At 60.4% G+C, this 16,941-nt stretch carries 13 protein-coding genes; 9 read left to right on the top strand and 4 right to left on the bottom strand.

Annotation, left to right across the window (positions count from 1 at the left end):
• Positions 1–41: 41 nt before the first annotated feature.
• The 4 genes from ACOI8A_RS07030 to gap all read right to left on the bottom strand — a co-directional run bounded on the left by ACOI8A_RS07030 (position 42) and on the right by gap (position 5,414).
• Positions 42–2,600: a TonB-dependent receptor gene (locus ACOI8A_RS07030; RefSeq protein WP_420646333.1), complete on the bottom strand. Its 2,559-nt coding sequence runs from the start codon at positions 2,598–2,600 to the stop codon at positions 42–44.
• A 120-nt stretch (positions 2,601–2,720) separates the two neighbouring features.
• On the bottom strand, positions 2,721–3,686 hold the full coding sequence (locus ACOI8A_RS07025) for a FecR family protein (protein ID WP_420646334.1): 966 nt from the start codon (positions 3,684–3,686) through the stop codon (positions 2,721–2,723).
• A 126-nt stretch (positions 3,687–3,812) separates the two neighbouring features.
• Positions 3,813–4,331, bottom strand: coding sequence for an RNA polymerase sigma factor (locus tag ACOI8A_RS07020; protein ID WP_420646335.1), 519 nt, complete (start codon positions 4,329–4,331; stop codon positions 3,813–3,815).
• Between the two features lie 81 nt (positions 4,332–4,412).
• Entirely contained in the window at positions 4,413–5,414 is a 1,002-nt protein-coding gene (gene gap / locus ACOI8A_RS07015) for a type I glyceraldehyde-3-phosphate dehydrogenase (RefSeq protein WP_420646336.1), read from the bottom strand.
• Positions 5,415–5,634: 220 nt separating this feature from the next.
• Between gap and edd the strand changes: the two genes are divergently transcribed.
• The 9 genes from edd to ACOI8A_RS06970 all read left to right on the top strand — a co-directional run bounded on the left by edd (position 5,635) and on the right by ACOI8A_RS06970 (position 16,873).
• On the top strand, positions 5,635–7,461 hold the full coding sequence (gene edd / locus ACOI8A_RS07010) for a phosphogluconate dehydratase (RefSeq protein WP_420646337.1): 1,827 nt from the start codon (positions 5,635–5,637) through the stop codon (positions 7,459–7,461).
• Positions 7,458–8,408 carry a glucokinase gene (locus tag ACOI8A_RS07005; protein ID WP_420646338.1) on the top strand — a complete coding sequence of 317 codons (951 nt, stop codon included), beginning with the start codon at positions 7,458–7,460 and terminating at the stop codon, positions 8,406–8,408. The genes edd and ACOI8A_RS07005 overlap by 4 nt, the downstream gene beginning before the upstream one ends.
• Positions 8,409–8,583: 175 nt before the next feature.
• Positions 8,584–9,315, top strand: a complete 732-nt coding sequence (locus ACOI8A_RS07000; protein ID WP_420646339.1) for a response regulator — start codon at positions 8,584–8,586, stop codon at positions 9,313–9,315.
• On the top strand, positions 9,305–10,774 hold the full coding sequence (locus ACOI8A_RS06995) for an ATP-binding protein (RefSeq protein ID WP_420646340.1): 1,470 nt from the start codon (positions 9,305–9,307) through the stop codon (positions 10,772–10,774). The genes ACOI8A_RS07000 and ACOI8A_RS06995 overlap by 11 nt, the downstream gene beginning before the upstream one ends.
• Before the next feature lie 295 nt (positions 10,775–11,069).
• Positions 11,070–12,329 (top strand): AGE family epimerase/isomerase, encoded by a 1,260-nt coding sequence (locus tag ACOI8A_RS06990; RefSeq protein WP_420646341.1) that lies wholly within the window; start codon positions 11,070–11,072, stop codon positions 12,327–12,329.
• A 117-nt stretch (positions 12,330–12,446) separates the two neighbouring features.
• A complete protein-coding gene (locus tag ACOI8A_RS06985; RefSeq protein WP_420646342.1) occupies positions 12,447–13,748 on the top strand; it encodes an ABC transporter substrate-binding protein in 1,302 nt (433 codons plus the stop codon).
• A 215-nt stretch (positions 13,749–13,963) separates the two neighbouring features.
• The gene (locus ACOI8A_RS06980) at positions 13,964–14,872 is read left to right on the top strand and encodes a carbohydrate ABC transporter permease (protein WP_420646343.1); all 909 of its coding nucleotides are present in this window, start codon (positions 13,964–13,966) and stop codon (positions 14,870–14,872) included.
• Positions 14,865–15,710, top strand: coding sequence for a carbohydrate ABC transporter permease (locus ACOI8A_RS06975; RefSeq protein WP_420646344.1), 846 nt, complete (start codon positions 14,865–14,867; stop codon positions 15,708–15,710). Before ACOI8A_RS06980 ends, ACOI8A_RS06975 begins: the two co-directional genes overlap by 8 nt.
• A 2-nt stretch (positions 15,711–15,712) precedes the next feature.
• The gene (locus tag ACOI8A_RS06970; RefSeq protein WP_420646345.1) at positions 15,713–16,873 is read left to right on the top strand and encodes an ABC transporter ATP-binding protein; all 1,161 of its coding nucleotides are present in this window, start codon (positions 15,713–15,715) and stop codon (positions 16,871–16,873) included.
• Positions 16,874–16,941 lie beyond the last annotated feature (68 nt).

The raw sequence follows: 16,941 nt of genomic DNA, 5'->3' as shown, positions 1-16,941 counted from the left end.
TGACGGCGCGCCATTCAATGCGCGCCGTCAGGCAGTCCGGATCAGATATCCCAGACCAGGTTGATCGCGAAGTTGCGACCCGGTTGAGTCAGGCGATCGAGGTTGGCCGGTTGCGTGACCGAGGCTTCGCCCACGCTGTCGTAACCGCGCACGTCATCCCACTGCCAGTATTTTTTGTCGGTCAGGTTGTAGAGGCCGGCATTCAGCGTCACGTCGTCGGTGACCTTGTAGAACCCGGCAAGGTCGAGCACGCCATAACCGGGTGTCTTGAACTGGGTGCTGGTGCCATCCGGCGTTTTGAAACTGCTGCTGTCGACACGATCCTTGCGCTTGACCAGCGTCCAGCTCAGCAGGGCACCGTAGTTGTCCTGGTCATAACCGAGGCCAAACACGCCGGTCAGCGGATTGACGCTGTTGAGTGGTTGTCCGCTGTCGTCGTTGCGGCCATACAGGTAGGCCATCGAGCCTTGTGTGTAGAGTCCGGCAGGCGCGCCGAACGTATCGAGGTTCAGACGACCCTTGAGCTCCACACCCTTGATGGTGGCGTGCTTGATGTTGTTGCTCTGGAACGTGGTTTCGGAATAACCGGGGGTGATGGCGTTTTCGTCGATGAAATCACGGTACTTGTTGTAGAACACGGCCACGTCGAACGTGCCTGCCTCGAACTGCCCGCGAAGACCGGTTTCATAGCTCTTGCTCTTTTCCGGATCGAGATCCGGATTCGGTGCAACCTGATAGCCTCCGCTGAGGTTTTCAAAGCGGCCGTACAGCGCTTTGGCGGTCGGCGTGCGGAAGCCTTCGGCGTACTGACCGTACCAGGTGTAGTTGTCGTTGAAGTTGTAAGTGGTACCGAACTTGGGCGACAGACGATGCCAGGTCTTGGTTTTATCGCTCACCGTGCCGTTACCGCTCTGGTCGGCGGTTGCCAGGAATTCATCGGTGATGTGCGGCTTGAGCTGGGTGTAGTCGTAACGTGCGCCCGGCAGGAACGTCCAGTTGCCCCAGCTGATCTGATCCTGGGCAAACAGGCTGTAGCTGTTGATGGTCGGATCGGGGAAGTCGCTGGCCGGTGTCAGGGTGTCGGTAGCGCTCGCCGCGCCGATCACGCGGCAGGCGCCGGCTACGGTCAGGCAAGTACCGCTGCCGGTGCGCAGGCCGGTAACTTTGTCCTGCTTGATGGTGGTGCCGTAGGTGACGACGTGATCGGTGTCGGCGATGGCGAAGGCCTTGTCCGCCTGGGCATCGAACACCCATTGGCGATCTTTGTAAGTGGTTTTGCGCTCACGCAATACGGTGCGCGAAGGCGCGTAGATTTCTTCGGTGCGCTGATCGGTTTTCGCGATCTGGTAATTCAGCGACCACTTGATGTGGTCAGCCAGCGCGCTGTCGAGACCGAAACTGTGCTCCAGGCCGAAACGCTCGCGCGTGACGGTGTCGTTGCCGGTGCGTGATTTGTAGAAACCGAAACCGCGTCCGGCGTTGAATGGCCCGCCGACGGCGCTCAGCTGGTTAGTGTCGCGATCGTCCTTGTAGTTTTCGTAGGTCAGACCGAAGCGCGCATCGTCGGCGTAGTTCCAGCCGAGTTTGGCCAGGACGTTGGTGGTGCGCACATCCTCGGGGTTGGCCTCGGTGCGGTTCAGGCCAGTGCCGCCGGTTTCGCCGTAGGATTCGCTTTCATGACCATTGCGCTGGCTCAGGTGCAGCAAGCCGTCGAAGTCGCCGGTCCGACCAGCGACGGTGCCGGACGTCAGCCAGCTGTCGTCGGCGGAGCTGTAACCGGTTTTCAGACGCACGCCGACGTCTTTGCCGGGCTTGATGATGTCGTCCGGGTCGAGGGTGTAGTAGCTGACCGCGCCGCCGATGGCGTTGCTGCCGTAGAGCACCGAGGCCGGACCACGCAGGATTTCCACGCGTTTGACGATTTCCGGGTCGACGTAATTGCGGTTGCTCTGCGCGTACGGACCATTGAAGAAGCTGTCGGGCACTTGCACGCCGTCGACCTGAGTCAGCACGCGGTCGCCGTCGATCCCGCGAATGTTGTAGCCGGTCAGTCCGGCACGCTGACCGGCGCCGCCCACCGAAACGCCCGGTTCGTAACGCACCAGATCCTTGATCGAGTTGACGTTGTTGCGGTCGAGCTCCTCGCGGGTCTGCACGCTGACGGTGCTCGGCACGCTGTTCACCGATTGCTCCTGACGGGTGGCGCTGATGGTCACCTGATCCAGATTGAGCGCACCGCTGGCGCTGCGTTTCTCCAGCACCACGTTGTTGTTGCTCAGTTTGCGGAAGCTCAGGTTGGTCCCCACCAACAGGCGCTCCAGGGCTTTTTCCGGCGGCAGCGAACCACGCACACCCGGCGACGCCACGTTTTGTCCCAGTTCTGCCGGCAAACCGACCTGCCAACCGGTCACGGCGGTGAAGGCATTGAGGGCTGAAACCAGCGGTTGCTGGCCGATGGCGAACGAGTAATCGCCCATGTTGCGCGTCGGTTGTTCGGTGGCGGCCATCAGCGGCGCGGTGCCGGCCATGAGAATGGCGGCGGTCAGCAACGACAGTACGCGGGAAGGGGAAGCAGTCTGGCGGGTAAGGCGAGAGGACATCGATAGCGCTCCGTGTCGCACGAATCTTTATAGGTGCTGATTGTTCGCGTGATGCGAATCAATTGCATTGGCTATAACGAGACGAACGGGCTCCAGCTATCGAGTAAAAATAATTCTCATTTAGTTCAAGATCACCAGCGCCGGATATTCCTGCAACTTGGCTGAGGTGATGTGCGCCAGGGAACGCACGACATCGAGCGGCTGGTCGAGACGATAATTGCCGGTGACGGCGACATCGGCCAACTGCTGATTGGTGTTGATGATGAAGCCCGGATAGTAGCGGCGCAGTTCGGCCAGCACTTGGTTCAGCGGGCAGTTCTCGAAGACAAGCCGACCTTGCACCCAGGCCAGATCAGTGGCCGGATCAACCTTGGTCGGGCGGTCGAAACCGTTGGGGCCAATGCTGATGCTTTCGCCTGCCGACAAACGCACACGCGCGTCATCACGCGTGGCGCGCAAATCGACATCACCACGCTGCACGCGCACCTGCGCCACGCCGTCCAGGTAACGCACGGCGAAATCGGTGTCGCGCACGCTGGCTTTCACCGGGCCGGCATCGATTTCCAGCGGCTGGCCACGGTTGGCCGGGACTTCGAAAAACGCTTCGCCCTGATACAGCCGAGCGACCCGTTGCTGATCATTGATCGTGCTGGAAAATGCCGAGTTGGTATTGAGCAAAACTTTCGAGCCGTCCTCCAGCTGCAGGCGCTGGCGCTCGCCAACCACGGTCAGATGATCGGCCTGCAAACGCAGGGGCAGATTGCTGAAACTGAACAGGCCGAGCACCAGCACGGCGGCGGTGGCCAGCGGTTTCCAGTGTGGACGCAGACGGCGCAGGAAGGCGACTTTCTGCGGCTGCGCGGCGAGGTTTTGCGCGCATTGGGCGATTTGCGGGCCGTCCCAGATGGCTTGCGCTTTGGCGAACGCTTCGGCATTCAACGGATCGGCCGCCAGCCACGCATGAAACTGCCGCGACTGCTCCGCGTCCGGACTGCCGAGCACGATGAGCCAGTCCAGTGCCTGGTCCATTGCGCTGGCGGCGTCCTGCGCCGTGTCGGGCGAAGGGGAGCGGTGGGTGTCGGTCACGGTGTTTCCTCGGCAGTGTCTGCGCACGGCTGTTTTTTTAGTGAAGCGTAAATGTCGGGCAAGGGTAGCAAAGCCCGATGATCAGTGCAGTCGATCCTGTTGGCGGCGAGAAAAGTCTTACGGTAATCACTCGCCATTCAGGCGTTCGGCGACCCCGATGCACACCGTCATGATCAATTTGAGTTCTTTTTGCACGGTACTCAGCGACACGTTGAGCTCGTCGGCGATTTCCTGATAGCTGTTTCCGTGCAGGCGGCTGAGGATGAAAATCCGCTGCTGACGCGGGCTGAGTTGACTGAGGCTCACGTTCAGGCGCTCGAGTAATTGTTCGGCGTGGGCGGCGTCTTCGGCGCTGCTGGCAGGGGCGGCGATGCTGTGCACCACCTCTTGCGGCACGTCATCGACCATGGTGCGCGAATGAATCTTGCGCGCACGCAGATGATCCAGCGCCAGGTTGCGCGCGGTCTGAAAGACAAAGGGTTCAAGGTGATCGATGGCCCTCTCGCTCAGCGCTCGCGTGACGCGCAGGTAGGTTTCCTGCAACAGGTCTTCGGCGGTGCTGTGGTTGTTGACCATGCGTTCCAGTGTTCGCAGCAGGGCACTGCGCTGGGCGAGGAAAACGTGGTTGAAGCGTGACTGACTCACGGGAGGACCTGATCCATTTCGAGCGAATGATAATGCTTATCATCCGCTCGACTGGTCAAGTGTTGATTTGTAGAAGTTTGCTTACTCGGCGTTGCACAGTGCCAAACAGTTATCCAGCATGCGGTTGGAGAAGCCCCACTCGTTGTCGTACCAGGCCAGCACTTTCAGCAGTTTGCCGCTGACTTTGGTGTGGTTGGCGTCGAAGATCGACGACAGCGGGTTGTGGTTGAAGTCGCTGGAAACCAGCGGCAACGTGTTGTAACCAAGAATCTTCGAATGCTGGCTCGCGGCTTTCAACAGGGCGTTGACTTCCTCGGCGCTGGCTTCTTTTTTCAACTGCACCGTCAGGTCCACCAGCGACACATTGATCACCGGCACGCGCACGGCCATGCCGGTCAGTTTGCCCGCCAGTTCCGGCAGCACCAGACCCACGGCTTCAGCCGCGCCGGTCTTGCTCGGGATCATGTTCTGCGTGGCCGAACGCGCGCGGTACGGATCGGTGTGGTAGACGTCGGTCAGGTTCTGGTCGTTGGTGTAGGCATGAATGGTGGTCATCAAACCGCTTTCGATGCCCAGCTCGCGATGCAGCACCTGTGCCACTGGCGCGAGGCAGTTGGTGGTGCACGAAGCGTTGGAGATGATCTGGTGCGACTGGCGCAGAATGTCGTGGTTTACACCATAAACCACGGTGGCATCGGCGCCTTTGGCCGGGGCCGAAATGATTACTTTGCGTGCGCCGGCGGTAATATGCGCGGCGGCTTTGGCGCGGTCGGTGAACAGACCGGTGCATTCGAATACCACGTCAATCTTTTCCGCCGCCCATGGCAGTTCGGCCGGGTTGCGAATGGCGCTGACCGAGATGCGGTCGCCGTTGACGGTCAGGCTCTCGTTGTCGTGCGCCACTTCAGCGTCGAACGTGCCATGCACGGTGTCGTATTTGAGTAGATGCGCATTCATCGAGCTGTCGCCCAGATCGTTGATGGCGACGATCTGCAAATCCTGACGGTAGCCTTGGGTATACAGTGCGCGCAGGACATTACGGCCGATGCGGCCAAAACCATTGATTGCAATTCGAAGAGTCATTGAGCAGCGCCGCCGTCGTTTTGTTGTTGGAATTACAAGATTATTCGCATAAAAATAGAAAACAAGCCTTTTTAGTGGCAATATTTTGTTTTATCTACAACGAGTGACCTGAATCAACTGGTCCGAATGATCGACAGAACCGCCCGTCATCCCACGCGAGCGGCGCTTTGATCAGCATAGACAATCAGGTCGCCACATCCGTTAGCCTGGAGTTCTACACATGCATCCCCGCGTCCTTGAGGTCACCGAACGGCTTATCGCCCGCAGCCGCGCCACACGTCAGGCTTACCTTGCGCTGATTCGCGGCGCTGCAACTGATGGCCCGATGCGCGGCAAGCTGCAATGCGCCAATTTCGCCCACGGCGTGGCTGGTTGCGGCACCGAAGACAAGCACAGCTTGCGGATGATGAACTCGGCCAACATCGCAATTGTTTCGTCATATAACGACATGCTCTCGGCGCATCAGCCGTACGAAGTGTTCCCGGAACAAATCAAGAATGCCCTGCGTGAAATCGGTTCGGTTGGCCAGTTCGCGGGTGGCACTCCGGCGATGTGCGATGGCGTGACCCAGGGCGAGCCGGGTATGGAACTGAGCCTGCCGAGCCGCGAAGTGATCGCGATGTCCACGGCGGTGGCGCTGTCGCACAACATGTTCGATGGCGCGCTGATGCTCGGCATCTGCGACAAGATCGTGCCGGGGCTGATGATGGGCTCGCTGCGCTTCGGTCATCTGCCAACGATTTTCGTACCGGGCGGGCCGATGGTGTCGGGGATTTCCAACAAGGAAAAAGCCGACGTGCGCCAGAAGTACGCCGAGGGCAAGGCGACGCGCGAAGAGCTGCTGGAATCGGAAATGAAGTCCTATCACAGCCCTGGCACTTGCACCTTCTACGGCACCGCCAACACCAATCAGTTGCTGATGGAAGTCATGGGCCTGCACTTGCCGGGCGCGTCCTTCGTCAATCCGAACACGCCACTGCGCGAAGCGCTGACCCGCGAAGCCGCGCATCAAGTCACGCGTCTGACCAAACAAAATGGCAACTTCATGCCCATCGGCGAAATCGTCGATGAAAAGTCGCTGGTCAACTCGATCGTGGCGCTGCACGCCACTGGCGGCTCGACCAACCACACCCTGCACATGCCGGCCATCGCCATGGCGGCGGGCATTCAATTGACCTGGCAGGACATGGCCGACCTCTCCGAAGTCGTGCCGACCCTGAGCCACGTCTACCCGAACGGCAAGGCTGACATCAACCACTTCCAGGCCGCTGGCGGCATGTCGTTCCTGATCCGCGAACTACTCGGCGCCGGCCTGCTGCACGAAGACGTCAACACCGTGCTCGGCCACGGCCTGAGCCGTTACACCAAAGAACCGTTTCTCGATAACGGCGAGCTGGTCTGGCGCGAAGGCCCGACTGACAGCCTCGACGAAAACATTCTGCGTCCGGTGGCGCGTGCGTTCTCGGCAGAGGGCGGCTTGCGCGTGATGGAAGGCAACCTCGGTCGCGGTGTGATGAAAGTGTCCGCCGTTGCGCTGGAAAACCAGATCGTCGAAGCCCCGGCGATGGTGTTCCAGGATCAGCAGGATCTGGCCGATGCGTTCAAGGCCGGTTTGCTCGAGAAAGATTTTGTCGCGGTGATGCGCTTCCAGGGGCCGCGCTCCAACGGCATGCCTGAACTGCACAAGATGACGCCGTTCCTCGGTGTGTTGCAGGATCGCGGCTTCAAAGTCGCGCTGGTGACTGATGGGCGCATGTCCGGTGCATCGGGGAAAATTCCGGCGGCGATTCACGTCAGCCCCGAGGCTTATGTCGGCGGCGCTTTGGCGCGCGTGCAAGAGGGCGATATCATCCGCGTCGATGGCGTCAAAGGTACTTTGGAACTTAAAGTCGACGCCGCTGAATTTGCAGCACGCGAACCCGCCAAAGGCCTGTTGGGCAACAACATCGGCAGCGGCCGCGAGCTGTTCGGCTTCATGCGTTTGGCTTTCAGCTCGGCGGAGCAGGGCGCCAGCGCCTTCACTTCTGCCCTGGAGACGCTTAATTGAAACTGGCTTTGGTCGGTGACATCGGAGGCACCAACGCGCGGTTTGCGTTGTGGAAAGATCAGCAGCTCGAGTCCGTGCAGGTGCTGGCCACGGCCGATCATGCCAGCCCGGAGGCGGCGATCAGCCTGTATCTGAGCGGGCTGGGTCTGGCGCCGGGGGACATCGGTTCGGTGTGCCTGTCGGTGGCCGGCCCGGTCAGCGGCGATGAATTCAAGTTCACCAACAACCACTGGCGCCTGAGCCGCAAGGCGTTCTGCCAGGCGTTGCAGGTCGAGCAGTTGTTGCTGGTGAACGACTTCTCGGCGATGGCGCTGGGCATGACCCGCTTGCAGCCCGGTGAATTTCGCGTGGTTTGCGAAGGCACGCCGGAACCGTTGCGCCCGGCGGTGGTGATTGGCCCGGGCACCGGGCTTGGCGTCGGCACTTTGCTTGATCTTGGCGAAGGGCGCTTTGCTGCACTGCCGGGCGAGGGCGGTCACGTCGATCTGCCGCTGAGCAGCCCGCGGGAAACGCAACTGTGGCAGCACATCCATAACGAAATCGGCCACGTCAGCGCAGAAACGGCGTTGAGCGGCGGTGGGTTGCCGCGTGTCTACCGCGCGATTTGTGCGGTGGATGGGCATGAGCCGAAGCTCGATACGCCGGAAGCGATCACCGCTGCCGGTCTGGCGGGGGATCCGATTGCGCTGGAAGTGCTTGAGCAGTTCTGCTGCTGGCTCGGGCGCGTCGCCGGCAATAACGTGCTGACCACGGGCGCACGTGGCGGGGTGTATATCGTTGGCGGGGTGATTCCACGCTTTGCCGATTTCTTCGTTGAAAGCGGATTTGCTCGCAGCTTCGCCGACAAGGGCTGCATGAGCGATTACTTCAAGGGGATTCCGGTGTGGCTGGTGACGGCGCCGTATTCTGGCCTTGTTGGTGCGGGAGTGGCGCTGGAACAGGCTTGAACCGAGTTGCTTCCATCGCTGGCAAGCCAGCTCCCACAGGATTGGTGACACTTTCGAAATGTGCACATGACCTGTGGGAGCTGGCTTGCCAGCGATGGGGCCAGAACAGACAACAAATATCCAAGGTTCATCAGGCATAATCCGCCCCAACTCCAACAACAAGGATGCCTTCGAAGTGAGCTCAGTCAACAAGTCGATATTGTTGGTCGATGACGACCAGGAAATACGCGAGTTGCTGGAGACCTACCTGACCCGCGCGGGTTTTCAGGTACGGGCCACGGCCGATGGCGCCAGTTTTCGTCAGGCGTTGAACGATGCGCCGAGCGATCTGGTGATCCTTGATGTGATGCTGCCCGACGAGGACGGCTTCAGCCTGTGCCGTTGGGTGCGTCAGCATCCGCGTCAGGCGCAGGTGCCGATCATCATGCTCACCGCCAGCTCCGACGAGGCCGACCGCGTGATTGGTCTGGAACTCGGTGCTGACGATTACCTCGGCAAACCCTTCAGCCCGCGCGAACTGCAAGCACGGATCAAAGCCCTGTTGCGCCGTGCCCAGTTCGGACAGGAGCGCAGCGGCAGTGAAGTGCTGGCCTTCGATGAGTGGCGACTGGATATGGTCAGCCACCGACTGTTTCACACCGACGGTGAAGAAGTGATTCTGTCCGGCGCCGACTTCGCCTTGCTCAAGCTGTTCCTCGATCATCCGCAGCAAATCCTCGACCGCGACACCATCGGTAACGCCACCCGTGGCCGCGACCTGATGCCGCTCGATCGCATCGTCGACATGGCCGTCAGCCGCTTGCGCCAACGCCTGCGCGACACGGAAAAACCGCCACGCCTGATCCGCACCGTGCGCGGCAGCGGCTACCAATTGGCAGCCAACGTGGTTGCCGGCAATGGTCACTGAGTTCCTGCGCAACGCCGCAGCGAAGGTGCCGGTGCCGCGTTCGCTGCTCGGGCGCATGCTGCTGCTGACGCTGCTGGCGGTGCTGTTTGCGCAGACGTTATCCAGCGTGATCTGGGTCTCGCAATTGCGCGCCACGCAACTCGAAGGCCTCGTTACCAGCGCCCGCAGCCTCGCGCATTCGATGACCGCCAGCGTCAGCTATTTCCGCTCGTTGCCGGTGGCCTATCGACCACTGGTGCTCGACCAGTTGCGCAGCATGGGCGGTACACGGTTTGTCGTGACGCTCAACGACAAACCGCTGGATATGGAAGTGCTGCCGGTCACGCCGCGCAAGGCAGCGGTGATGCAAGCAGTCGACGAAGTGCTGCGCCAGTCGCTGGGTCACGACACGGATATTCTGGTGACCTTCGTCAGCCCCGAGGATCTGCGTATTTTCAATGCCGGGCTGAAACTCGATGAGTTGCCGCGCTCGTGGGCGCACTACGCGCTGACGCTGGAGCCGGTGAATCCGCCGGTGCTGGTCACGCAAATTCAAATGGCGCCGGGTGAATGGCTGTACATCGCATCCCTGTTGCCCGAGCCGTACACCAGTCTTGAAGAACAAGGCCTGCCGGCGCAGCAGGTGTGGTTCATCGTCCTCACCAGCGGCTTTCTGCTGTTGTTCATTGGCCTGCTGGTGCACTGGCAGAGCCGGCCGCTCAAGCGCCTGGCACGGGCGGCGCGGGATCTGTCGCTGGGCGCGGATGTCGAGCCGGTGGCCGAGGGCGGTGGTAGTGAAGTGGTCGAAGTCGGTCGCGCGTTCAACACCATGCGCGAGCGCATCAGCCGCTATCTGACTGAGCGCAGCCAGTTGTTCAGTGCGATCTCGCATGACTTGCGCACGCCGATTACTCGCCTGCGTCTGCGCGTGGAATTGTTGGAAGACGAAAAGCTGCAAGCCAAGTTTGGCCGCGATCTGGATGAGCTGGAGTTGCTGGTCAAAGGCGCGCTGCAATGCGTGAAGGACACGGATATTCACGAGAATATCGAGCCGGTGGACCTGAATCATGTGCTTGATTGTTTGGTCGAGCCGTATCTGGCGCCCAACGGCAACGGGCGCGTGACCCAGCAGGGGCGGGCGCTGGCCGCGTATTCCGGTAAGCCGTTGGCGCTGAAACGCTGCATCGGCAATCTGATCGACAACGCTTTGAAGTACGGGCAGAACGCGCATTTGCATATCGATGATGACGAGAGCGCGTTTGTGCTGCACGTCGATGATGAAGGGCCAGGGGTGCCGGAGCAGCGGTTGGAGCAGGTGTTTGAACCGCACTTTCGACTGGCGGGGCAGCAGCAGGGGTATGGTCTTGGATTGGGGATTGCCCGCAATATTGCGCATAGCCATGGTGGGGAAGTGACGTTGCAGAATCTGCGTGAAGGTGGGTTGCGCGTGACCCTGCAATTACCGCGTTCGGTGGACTGAAGATCAAAAAAGGCCCTCACCCTAACCCTCTCCCGGAGGGAGAGGGGACTGATTGGGGGATGCTGAAGAAATAAGCCGACCTGAAAGTGTTTTGCTGAATCCATAATCGATAAGGTCTTTCAGGTCGATGTTTGACCATAGACACCTTGGTCGGCCCCCTCTCCCTCCGGGAGAGGGCTGGGGTGAGGGTCGCTCTTTGTCACGGTCCTGTGACAAACCCCGCCCCCTTCGTTACAAGCCAGTCCCGGCCCGTTGTTTAGACTCCGCGCAGTCATAACAACAAAAAAGGCCACCCATGGATCACTTCCAACCCGGCTTCAGCAGTTGGCTCAACGCCCCCGCGCACCAGCATTGGCTGGCTGCCGAAGGCCTGCGTCTGCTGGCGTTCGCCAAGGCTTCGCGCCTGCCTGAAGGCTTCGGCAATCTCGACGAGTGCGGCCAGCTTCAGGCCGATGCGCAAGCTGAAACCATGAACACCGCACGCATGACCCACAGCTTCGCCATGGCCCACATTCAGGGCCTGCCGGGTTACGCCGAGATGGTCGACCACGGCATCCTGGCCCTGCGTGGGCCGCTGCGCGATGCTTTGCACGGCGGCTGGTTTGCCACCGCCGAACACCGCGACGGCAACAGCGGAAAAAATGCCTACCTGCACGCCTTCGTCGCCCTCGCCGCGAGTTCCGCGGTGGTCGCCAATCGCCCCGGCGCTCAAGCGTTGCTCGACGACGCGATCGACATCATCGACACCTATTTCTGGAGCGAAGAAGAGGGCGCCATGCGCGAATTCTTCAACCGCGACTGGAGCGAAGAAGAAGCCTATCGCGGCGCCAACAGCAACATGCACGCCACCGAAGCGTTCCTCGCGCTGGCCGATGTCACTGAAGACCCGCGCTGGCTGGTGCGCGCGCAACGCATCGTCGAGCGGGTGATCCACGGCCACGCCGCCGCCAACGATTACCTGGTGATCGAGCATTTCGACCGCGACTGGCAGCCGCTGCGCGAGTACAACCAAGACAATCCCGCCGACGGTTTCCGCCCTTATGGCACTACGCCGGGCCACGGTTTCGAGTGGGCGCGGCTGTTGCTGCACCTTGAAGCCGCACGCGTGCAGGCGGGCATGCTCACTCCCGGCTGGCTCGTCACCGACGCGCAAAAGTTGTTCGAGAATAACTGCCGTCATGGCTGGGAGGTCGATGGCGCGCCGGGCATCGTCTACACCCTCGACTGGCACAACAAAGCGGTGGTTCGCCACCGCTTGCACTGGACTCACGCCGAAGCCAGCGCCGCCGCCAGCGCTCTACTGAAACGCACCGGCGATGCGCAATACGAAACCTGGTACCGACTGTTCTGGGAATTTTGTGAAAGCCATTTCATTGACCGCTGCGACGGCAGTTGGCACCACGAACTCGACCCGCAGAATTGCCCGAGTGCCGATATCTGGGCGGGCAAACCCGATCTGTATCACGCCTGGCAGGCGGTTTTGCTCCCGCGTCTGCCACTGACGCCGAGCATGGCCAGTGCTCTGGCGCAATTATCCTGCGCTGTTCCTGTGTAACCATGTCGTGACATTCGCGCGTCCCTTCGTTACCTGCGCAGGGATGCGCTCTGTTTAAACTCCGTGCAGCGCAAGCACCAGACTTGCATGCATAACAACAAGAAAGGTACATCTCAGATGAATGCGATTTCTCGCCTCGCCACTGTCATTTCTGTCGCCTCCCTGTTCCCGCTCGCTATCCTGCCGCTCAGTGTTTCCGCTGCCGATTCCAAAGGTTCGGTGGAAGTTGTGCATTGGTGGACGTCGGGTGGTGAAAAGGCTGCGGTCGATGTGCTCAAGGCCCAGGTCGAAAAAGACGGCTTTACCTGGAAGGATGGCGCCGTGGCCGGCGGTGGCGGTGCAACTGCCATGACCGTGCTGAAAAGCCGTGCCGTTGCCGGTAACCCACCGGGCGTAGCCCAGATCAAAGGCCCGGATATCCAGGAATGGGCATCCACCGGTCTGCTCGACACCGACGTGCTGAAAGACGTCGCCAAGTCGGAGAAGTGGGACAGCCTGCTCGACAAGAAAGTCTCCGACACCGTCAAGTTCGAAGGTGATTACGTAGCCGTGCCGGTGAACATTCACCGTGTGAACTGGCTGTGGATCAACCCGGAAGTGTTCAAGAAAGCCGGGATCGAAAAAGCGCCGACCACCCTCGCAGAATTCTACGCAGCGGGCGACAAACTCAAGGCTGCAGGCTTCATTCCATTGGCCCACGGTGGCCAGCCTTGGCAGGACAGCACCGTGTTCGAAGCGGTAGTGCTTTCGGTCATGGGCGTCGACGGTTACAAGAAAGCCCTGGTTGACCTGGACAACGCCACCCTGACCGGCCCGGAAATGGTCAAGGCGCTGACCGAGCTGAAGAAAGTCGCGACCTACATGGACCAGGACGGCAAAGGCCAGGACTGGAACCTGGAAGCGGCCAAGGTCATCAACGGCAAGGCCGGTATGCAGATCATGGGTGACTGGGCCAAGTCCGAATGGACCGCTGCCAAGAAAGTCGCCGGCAAGGACTACGAGTGCGTAGCGTTCCCGGGCACCGACAAGGCGTTCACCTACAACATCGACTCCCTGGCAGTGTTCAAGCAGAAAGATGCAGGCACCGCGGCGGGTCAGCAAGACATCGCTAAAGTGGTGCTGGGTGAGAACTTCCAGAAAGTCTTCAGCATCAACAAGGGCTCGATCCCGGTTCGAATCGACATGTTGAACAACATGGAAAAACTCGGCTTCGACTCGTGTGCTCAGACCGCTGCCAAAGACTTCCTGGCGGACGCCAAGTCCGGCGGCCTGCAACCAAGCATGGCGCACAACATGGCGACCACGCTGGCCGTGCAGGGCGCGTTCTTTGATGTCGTGACCAACTACATCAACGACCCGAAAGCCGACCCGGCCGACACCGCCAAGAAACTCGGCGCGGCGATCAAGTCGTCCAAGTAACGGTTAACTCTCTGCAGGAGTGAGCTTTTGTGGCGAGGGGATTTATCCCCGTTGGGTCGCGCAGCGACCCCAAAAAATTGTGATGGCGGAGTTTCAGATACACCGCATGCAATGGTTTTGCGACTGCTTCGCAGCCGAACGGGGATAAATCCCCTCGCCACAAGAGTCCGCTCCCACCAGGGAATGCCCTTGTAATCTTTAACCTGGATTTCCCCATGAGTTCTGTTGCTGTGTTCAGCAAGGCCTCGCCGTTCGATGCATTGCAGCGTTGGCTCCCGAAACTGGTGCTGGCGCCGAGCATGTTCATCGTTCTGGTGGGCTTCTACGGCTACATCCTGTGGACGTTCGTTCTGTCGTTCACCAGCTCGACGTTTCTGCCGACCTACAAGTGGGCGGGGCTGGCGCAGTACGAGCGCCTGTTCGACAACGACCGCTGGTGGGTAGCAAGCAAGAACCTCGCGGTGTTCGGTGGCATGTTCATCGGCATCACCTTGGTGATCGGCGTGACACTGGCGATTTTCCTCGACCAGAAAATCCGTCGTGAAGGCTTTATCCGCACCATTTACCTGTACCCGATGGCGCTCTCGATGATCGTCACCGGTACCGCGTGGAAATGGCTGCTCAACCCGGGCATGGGCCTGGACAAATTGTTGCGTGACTGGGGCTGGGAAGGCTTCCGTCTGGACTGGCTGATCGACCCGGATCGCGTTGTCTATTGCCTGGTCATCGCGGCCGTGTGGCAAGCCTCGGGCTTCATCATGGCGATGTTCCTCGCCGGCCTGCGCGGGGTTGATCAGTCGATCATTCGTGCCGCGCAGATCGACGGCGCGAGCATGCCGCGCATCTACTGGAAAGTCGTGCTGCCAAGCCTGCGTCCGGTGTTCTTCAGCGCCGTGATGATTCTGGCGCACATCGCGATCAAGAGCTTCGACCTCGTTGCGGCGATGACCGCCGGTGGCCCGGGCTACTCGTCCGACCTGCCCGCGATGTTCATGTATTCCTTCACCTTCAGTCGCGGCCAGATGGGCATGGGTTCGGCCAGTGCGATTCTGATGCTCGGTGCGATCCTCGCGATCATCGTGCCTTACCTGTACTCCGAGCTGAGGACCAAGCGTAATGACTAGTCTCGCTAGCAAACCTGCCGTCAGCCTGAGTCGCATCGCGATCTACGCGGTGCTGATCCTCGCCGTTCTGCTGTATCTGGTGCCGCTGGTGGTGATGCTGTTGACCAGCTTCAAGACCCCGGAAGACATCAGCACCGGCAACCTGCTGAGCTGGCCGACCGTGGTCAGCGGCATAGGCTGGGTGAAAGCCTGGGCCACGGTTGACGGGTATTTCTGGAACTCGATCAAGATCACCGTTCCTGCGGTCATCATCTCCACCGCCATTGGTGCGTTGAATGGCTACGTGCTGTCGTTCTGGCGCTTCCGTGGTTCGCAGCTGTTCTTCGGTCTGCTGTTGTTCGGCTGCTTCCTGCCGTTCCAGACCGTACTGCTGCCGGCCTCGTTCACCCTCGGCAAGATGGGTCTGGCGAGCACCACCACCGGCCTGGTGTTCATCCATGTGGTCTACGGTCTGGCGTTCACCACGCTGTTCTTCCGTAACTACTACGTGAGCATTCCGGATGCGCTGATCAAAGCCGCACGCCTCGATGGCGCGGGGTTCTTCACCATCTTCCGCATGATCATCCTGCCGATGTCGACGCCGATCATCATGGTTTGCCTGATCTGGCAGTTCACCCAGATCTGGAACGACTTCCTGTTCGGTGTGGTGTTCTCCAGCGGTGATTCGCAACCGATCACGGTGGCGCTGAACAACTTGGTCAACACCAGTACCGGGGCCAAGGAATACAACGTGGATATGGCGGCGGCGATGATCGCCGGATTGCCGACCCTGCTGGTCTATGTGGTCGCAGGCAAGTATTTCGTGCGCGGGCTGACGGCCGGCGCAGTCAAGGGGTAATCATGGCTACGCTCGAACTTCGCAATGTAAACAAGACCTATGGCGCCGGCCTGCCGGACACCCTGAAGAACATCGAACTGTCGATCAAGGACGGAGAGTTCCTGATCCTCGTCGGCCCTTCGGGTTGCGGCAAATCGACGTTGATGAACTGCATCGCCGGGCTGGAAACCATCAGCGGCGGCGCGATCATGATCGATGACCAGGACGTCAGCGGCATGAGCCCGAAAGATCGCGACATCGCCATGGTGTTCCAGTCCTACGCGCTGTACCCGACCATGAGCGTGCGCGAGAACATCGAGTTCGGTCTGAAGATTCGCAAGATGAGTCAGCCGGCGATCGACGAAGAAGTCGCCCGCGTGGCCAAGCTGCTGCAGATCGAGCACCTGCTCAATCGCAAGCCGGGCCAGCTCTCCGGTGGTCAGCAACAGCGCGTGGCGATGGGCCGCGCACTGGCGCGGCGGCCGAAGATTTATCTGTTCGACGAACCGCTGTCCAACCTCGACGCCAAGCTGCGGGTCGAGATGCGCACCGAAATGAAACTGATGCACCAGCGCCTGAAAACCACCACGGTTTACGTGACTCACGACCAGATCGAAGCGATGACTCTGGGCGACAAAGTGGCGGTGATGAAGGACGGCATCATCCAGCAGTTCGGCACGCCGAAAGAGATCTACAACGACCCGGCCAACCTGTTCGTGGCGAGCTTCATCGGTTCGCCGCCGATGAACTTCATCCCCCTGCGTTTGCAGCGCAAGGACGGTCGTTTGCTGGCGCTGCTCGACAGCGGTCAGGCGCGTTGCGAATTGCCGATGGGCATGCAGGACGCCGGTCTCGAAGACCGTGAAGTGATCCTCGGTCTGCGTCCGGAGCAGATTGCTCTGGCCGGGAGCGAAGCCAATGGCCTGCCAACCATTCGCGCTGAAGTGCAAGTCACCGAACCGACCGGGCCGGACACGCTGGTGTTCGTCAACCTGAACGAAACCAAGGTCTGCTGCCGACTGGCGCCGGACGTGGCGCCGCAGGTGGGCGAGACCCTGACCCTGCAATTCGATCCATCGAAAGTGCTGCTGTTTGATGCCAAGACTGGCGAACGTCTGGGGGTTGCAGGCGTGGCGCAGACCGAGGCGCACGGCGCCAACGTCGCGCAGTTCAAAGGTCGCTGAGTACAACGGATCCGCGCTGGATGGCCTGTCATCCAGCGCAATTTATGTAAACCGCGTTAGATAAAAAC

This window comes from Pseudomonas sp. P4795 (genome assembly GCF_048822895.1).
Lineage (GTDB): Bacteria > Pseudomonadota > Gammaproteobacteria > Pseudomonadales > Pseudomonadaceae > Aquipseudomonas.
Note: the sequence above shows the minus strand (reverse complement) of the source record. Positions and strands in the feature narration are given on the sequence as shown.

What these genes read in the sequence shown, in the direction of transcription:
- ACOI8A_RS06970 (WP_420646345.1), top strand. Translation starts at nt 15,713, where the DNA reads ATGGCTACGCTCGAACTTCGCAATGTAAACAAGACCTATGGCGCCGGC.
- gap (WP_420646336.1), bottom strand. Translation starts at nt 5,414, where the DNA reads ATGACTCTTCGAATTGCAATCAATGGTTTTGGCCGCATCGGCCGTAAT.
- ACOI8A_RS06975 (WP_420646344.1), top strand. Translation starts at nt 14,865, where the DNA reads ATGACTAGTCTCGCTAGCAAACCTGCCGTCAGCCTGAGTCGCATCGCG.
- ACOI8A_RS07030 (WP_420646333.1), bottom strand. Translation starts at nt 2,600, where the DNA reads ATGTCCTCTCGCCTTACCCGCCAGACTGCTTCCCCTTCCCGCGTACTG.
- ACOI8A_RS06990 (WP_420646341.1), top strand. Translation starts at nt 11,070, where the DNA reads ATGGATCACTTCCAACCCGGCTTCAGCAGTTGGCTCAACGCCCCCGCG.
- edd (WP_420646337.1), top strand. Translation starts at nt 5,635, where the DNA reads ATGCATCCCCGCGTCCTTGAGGTCACCGAACGGCTTATCGCCCGCAGC.
- ACOI8A_RS06985 (WP_420646342.1), top strand. Translation starts at nt 12,447, where the DNA reads ATGAATGCGATTTCTCGCCTCGCCACTGTCATTTCTGTCGCCTCCCTG.
- ACOI8A_RS06980 (WP_420646343.1), top strand. Translation starts at nt 13,964, where the DNA reads ATGAGTTCTGTTGCTGTGTTCAGCAAGGCCTCGCCGTTCGATGCATTG.
- ACOI8A_RS06995 (WP_420646340.1), top strand. Translation starts at nt 9,305, where the DNA reads ATGGTCACTGAGTTCCTGCGCAACGCCGCAGCGAAGGTGCCGGTGCCG.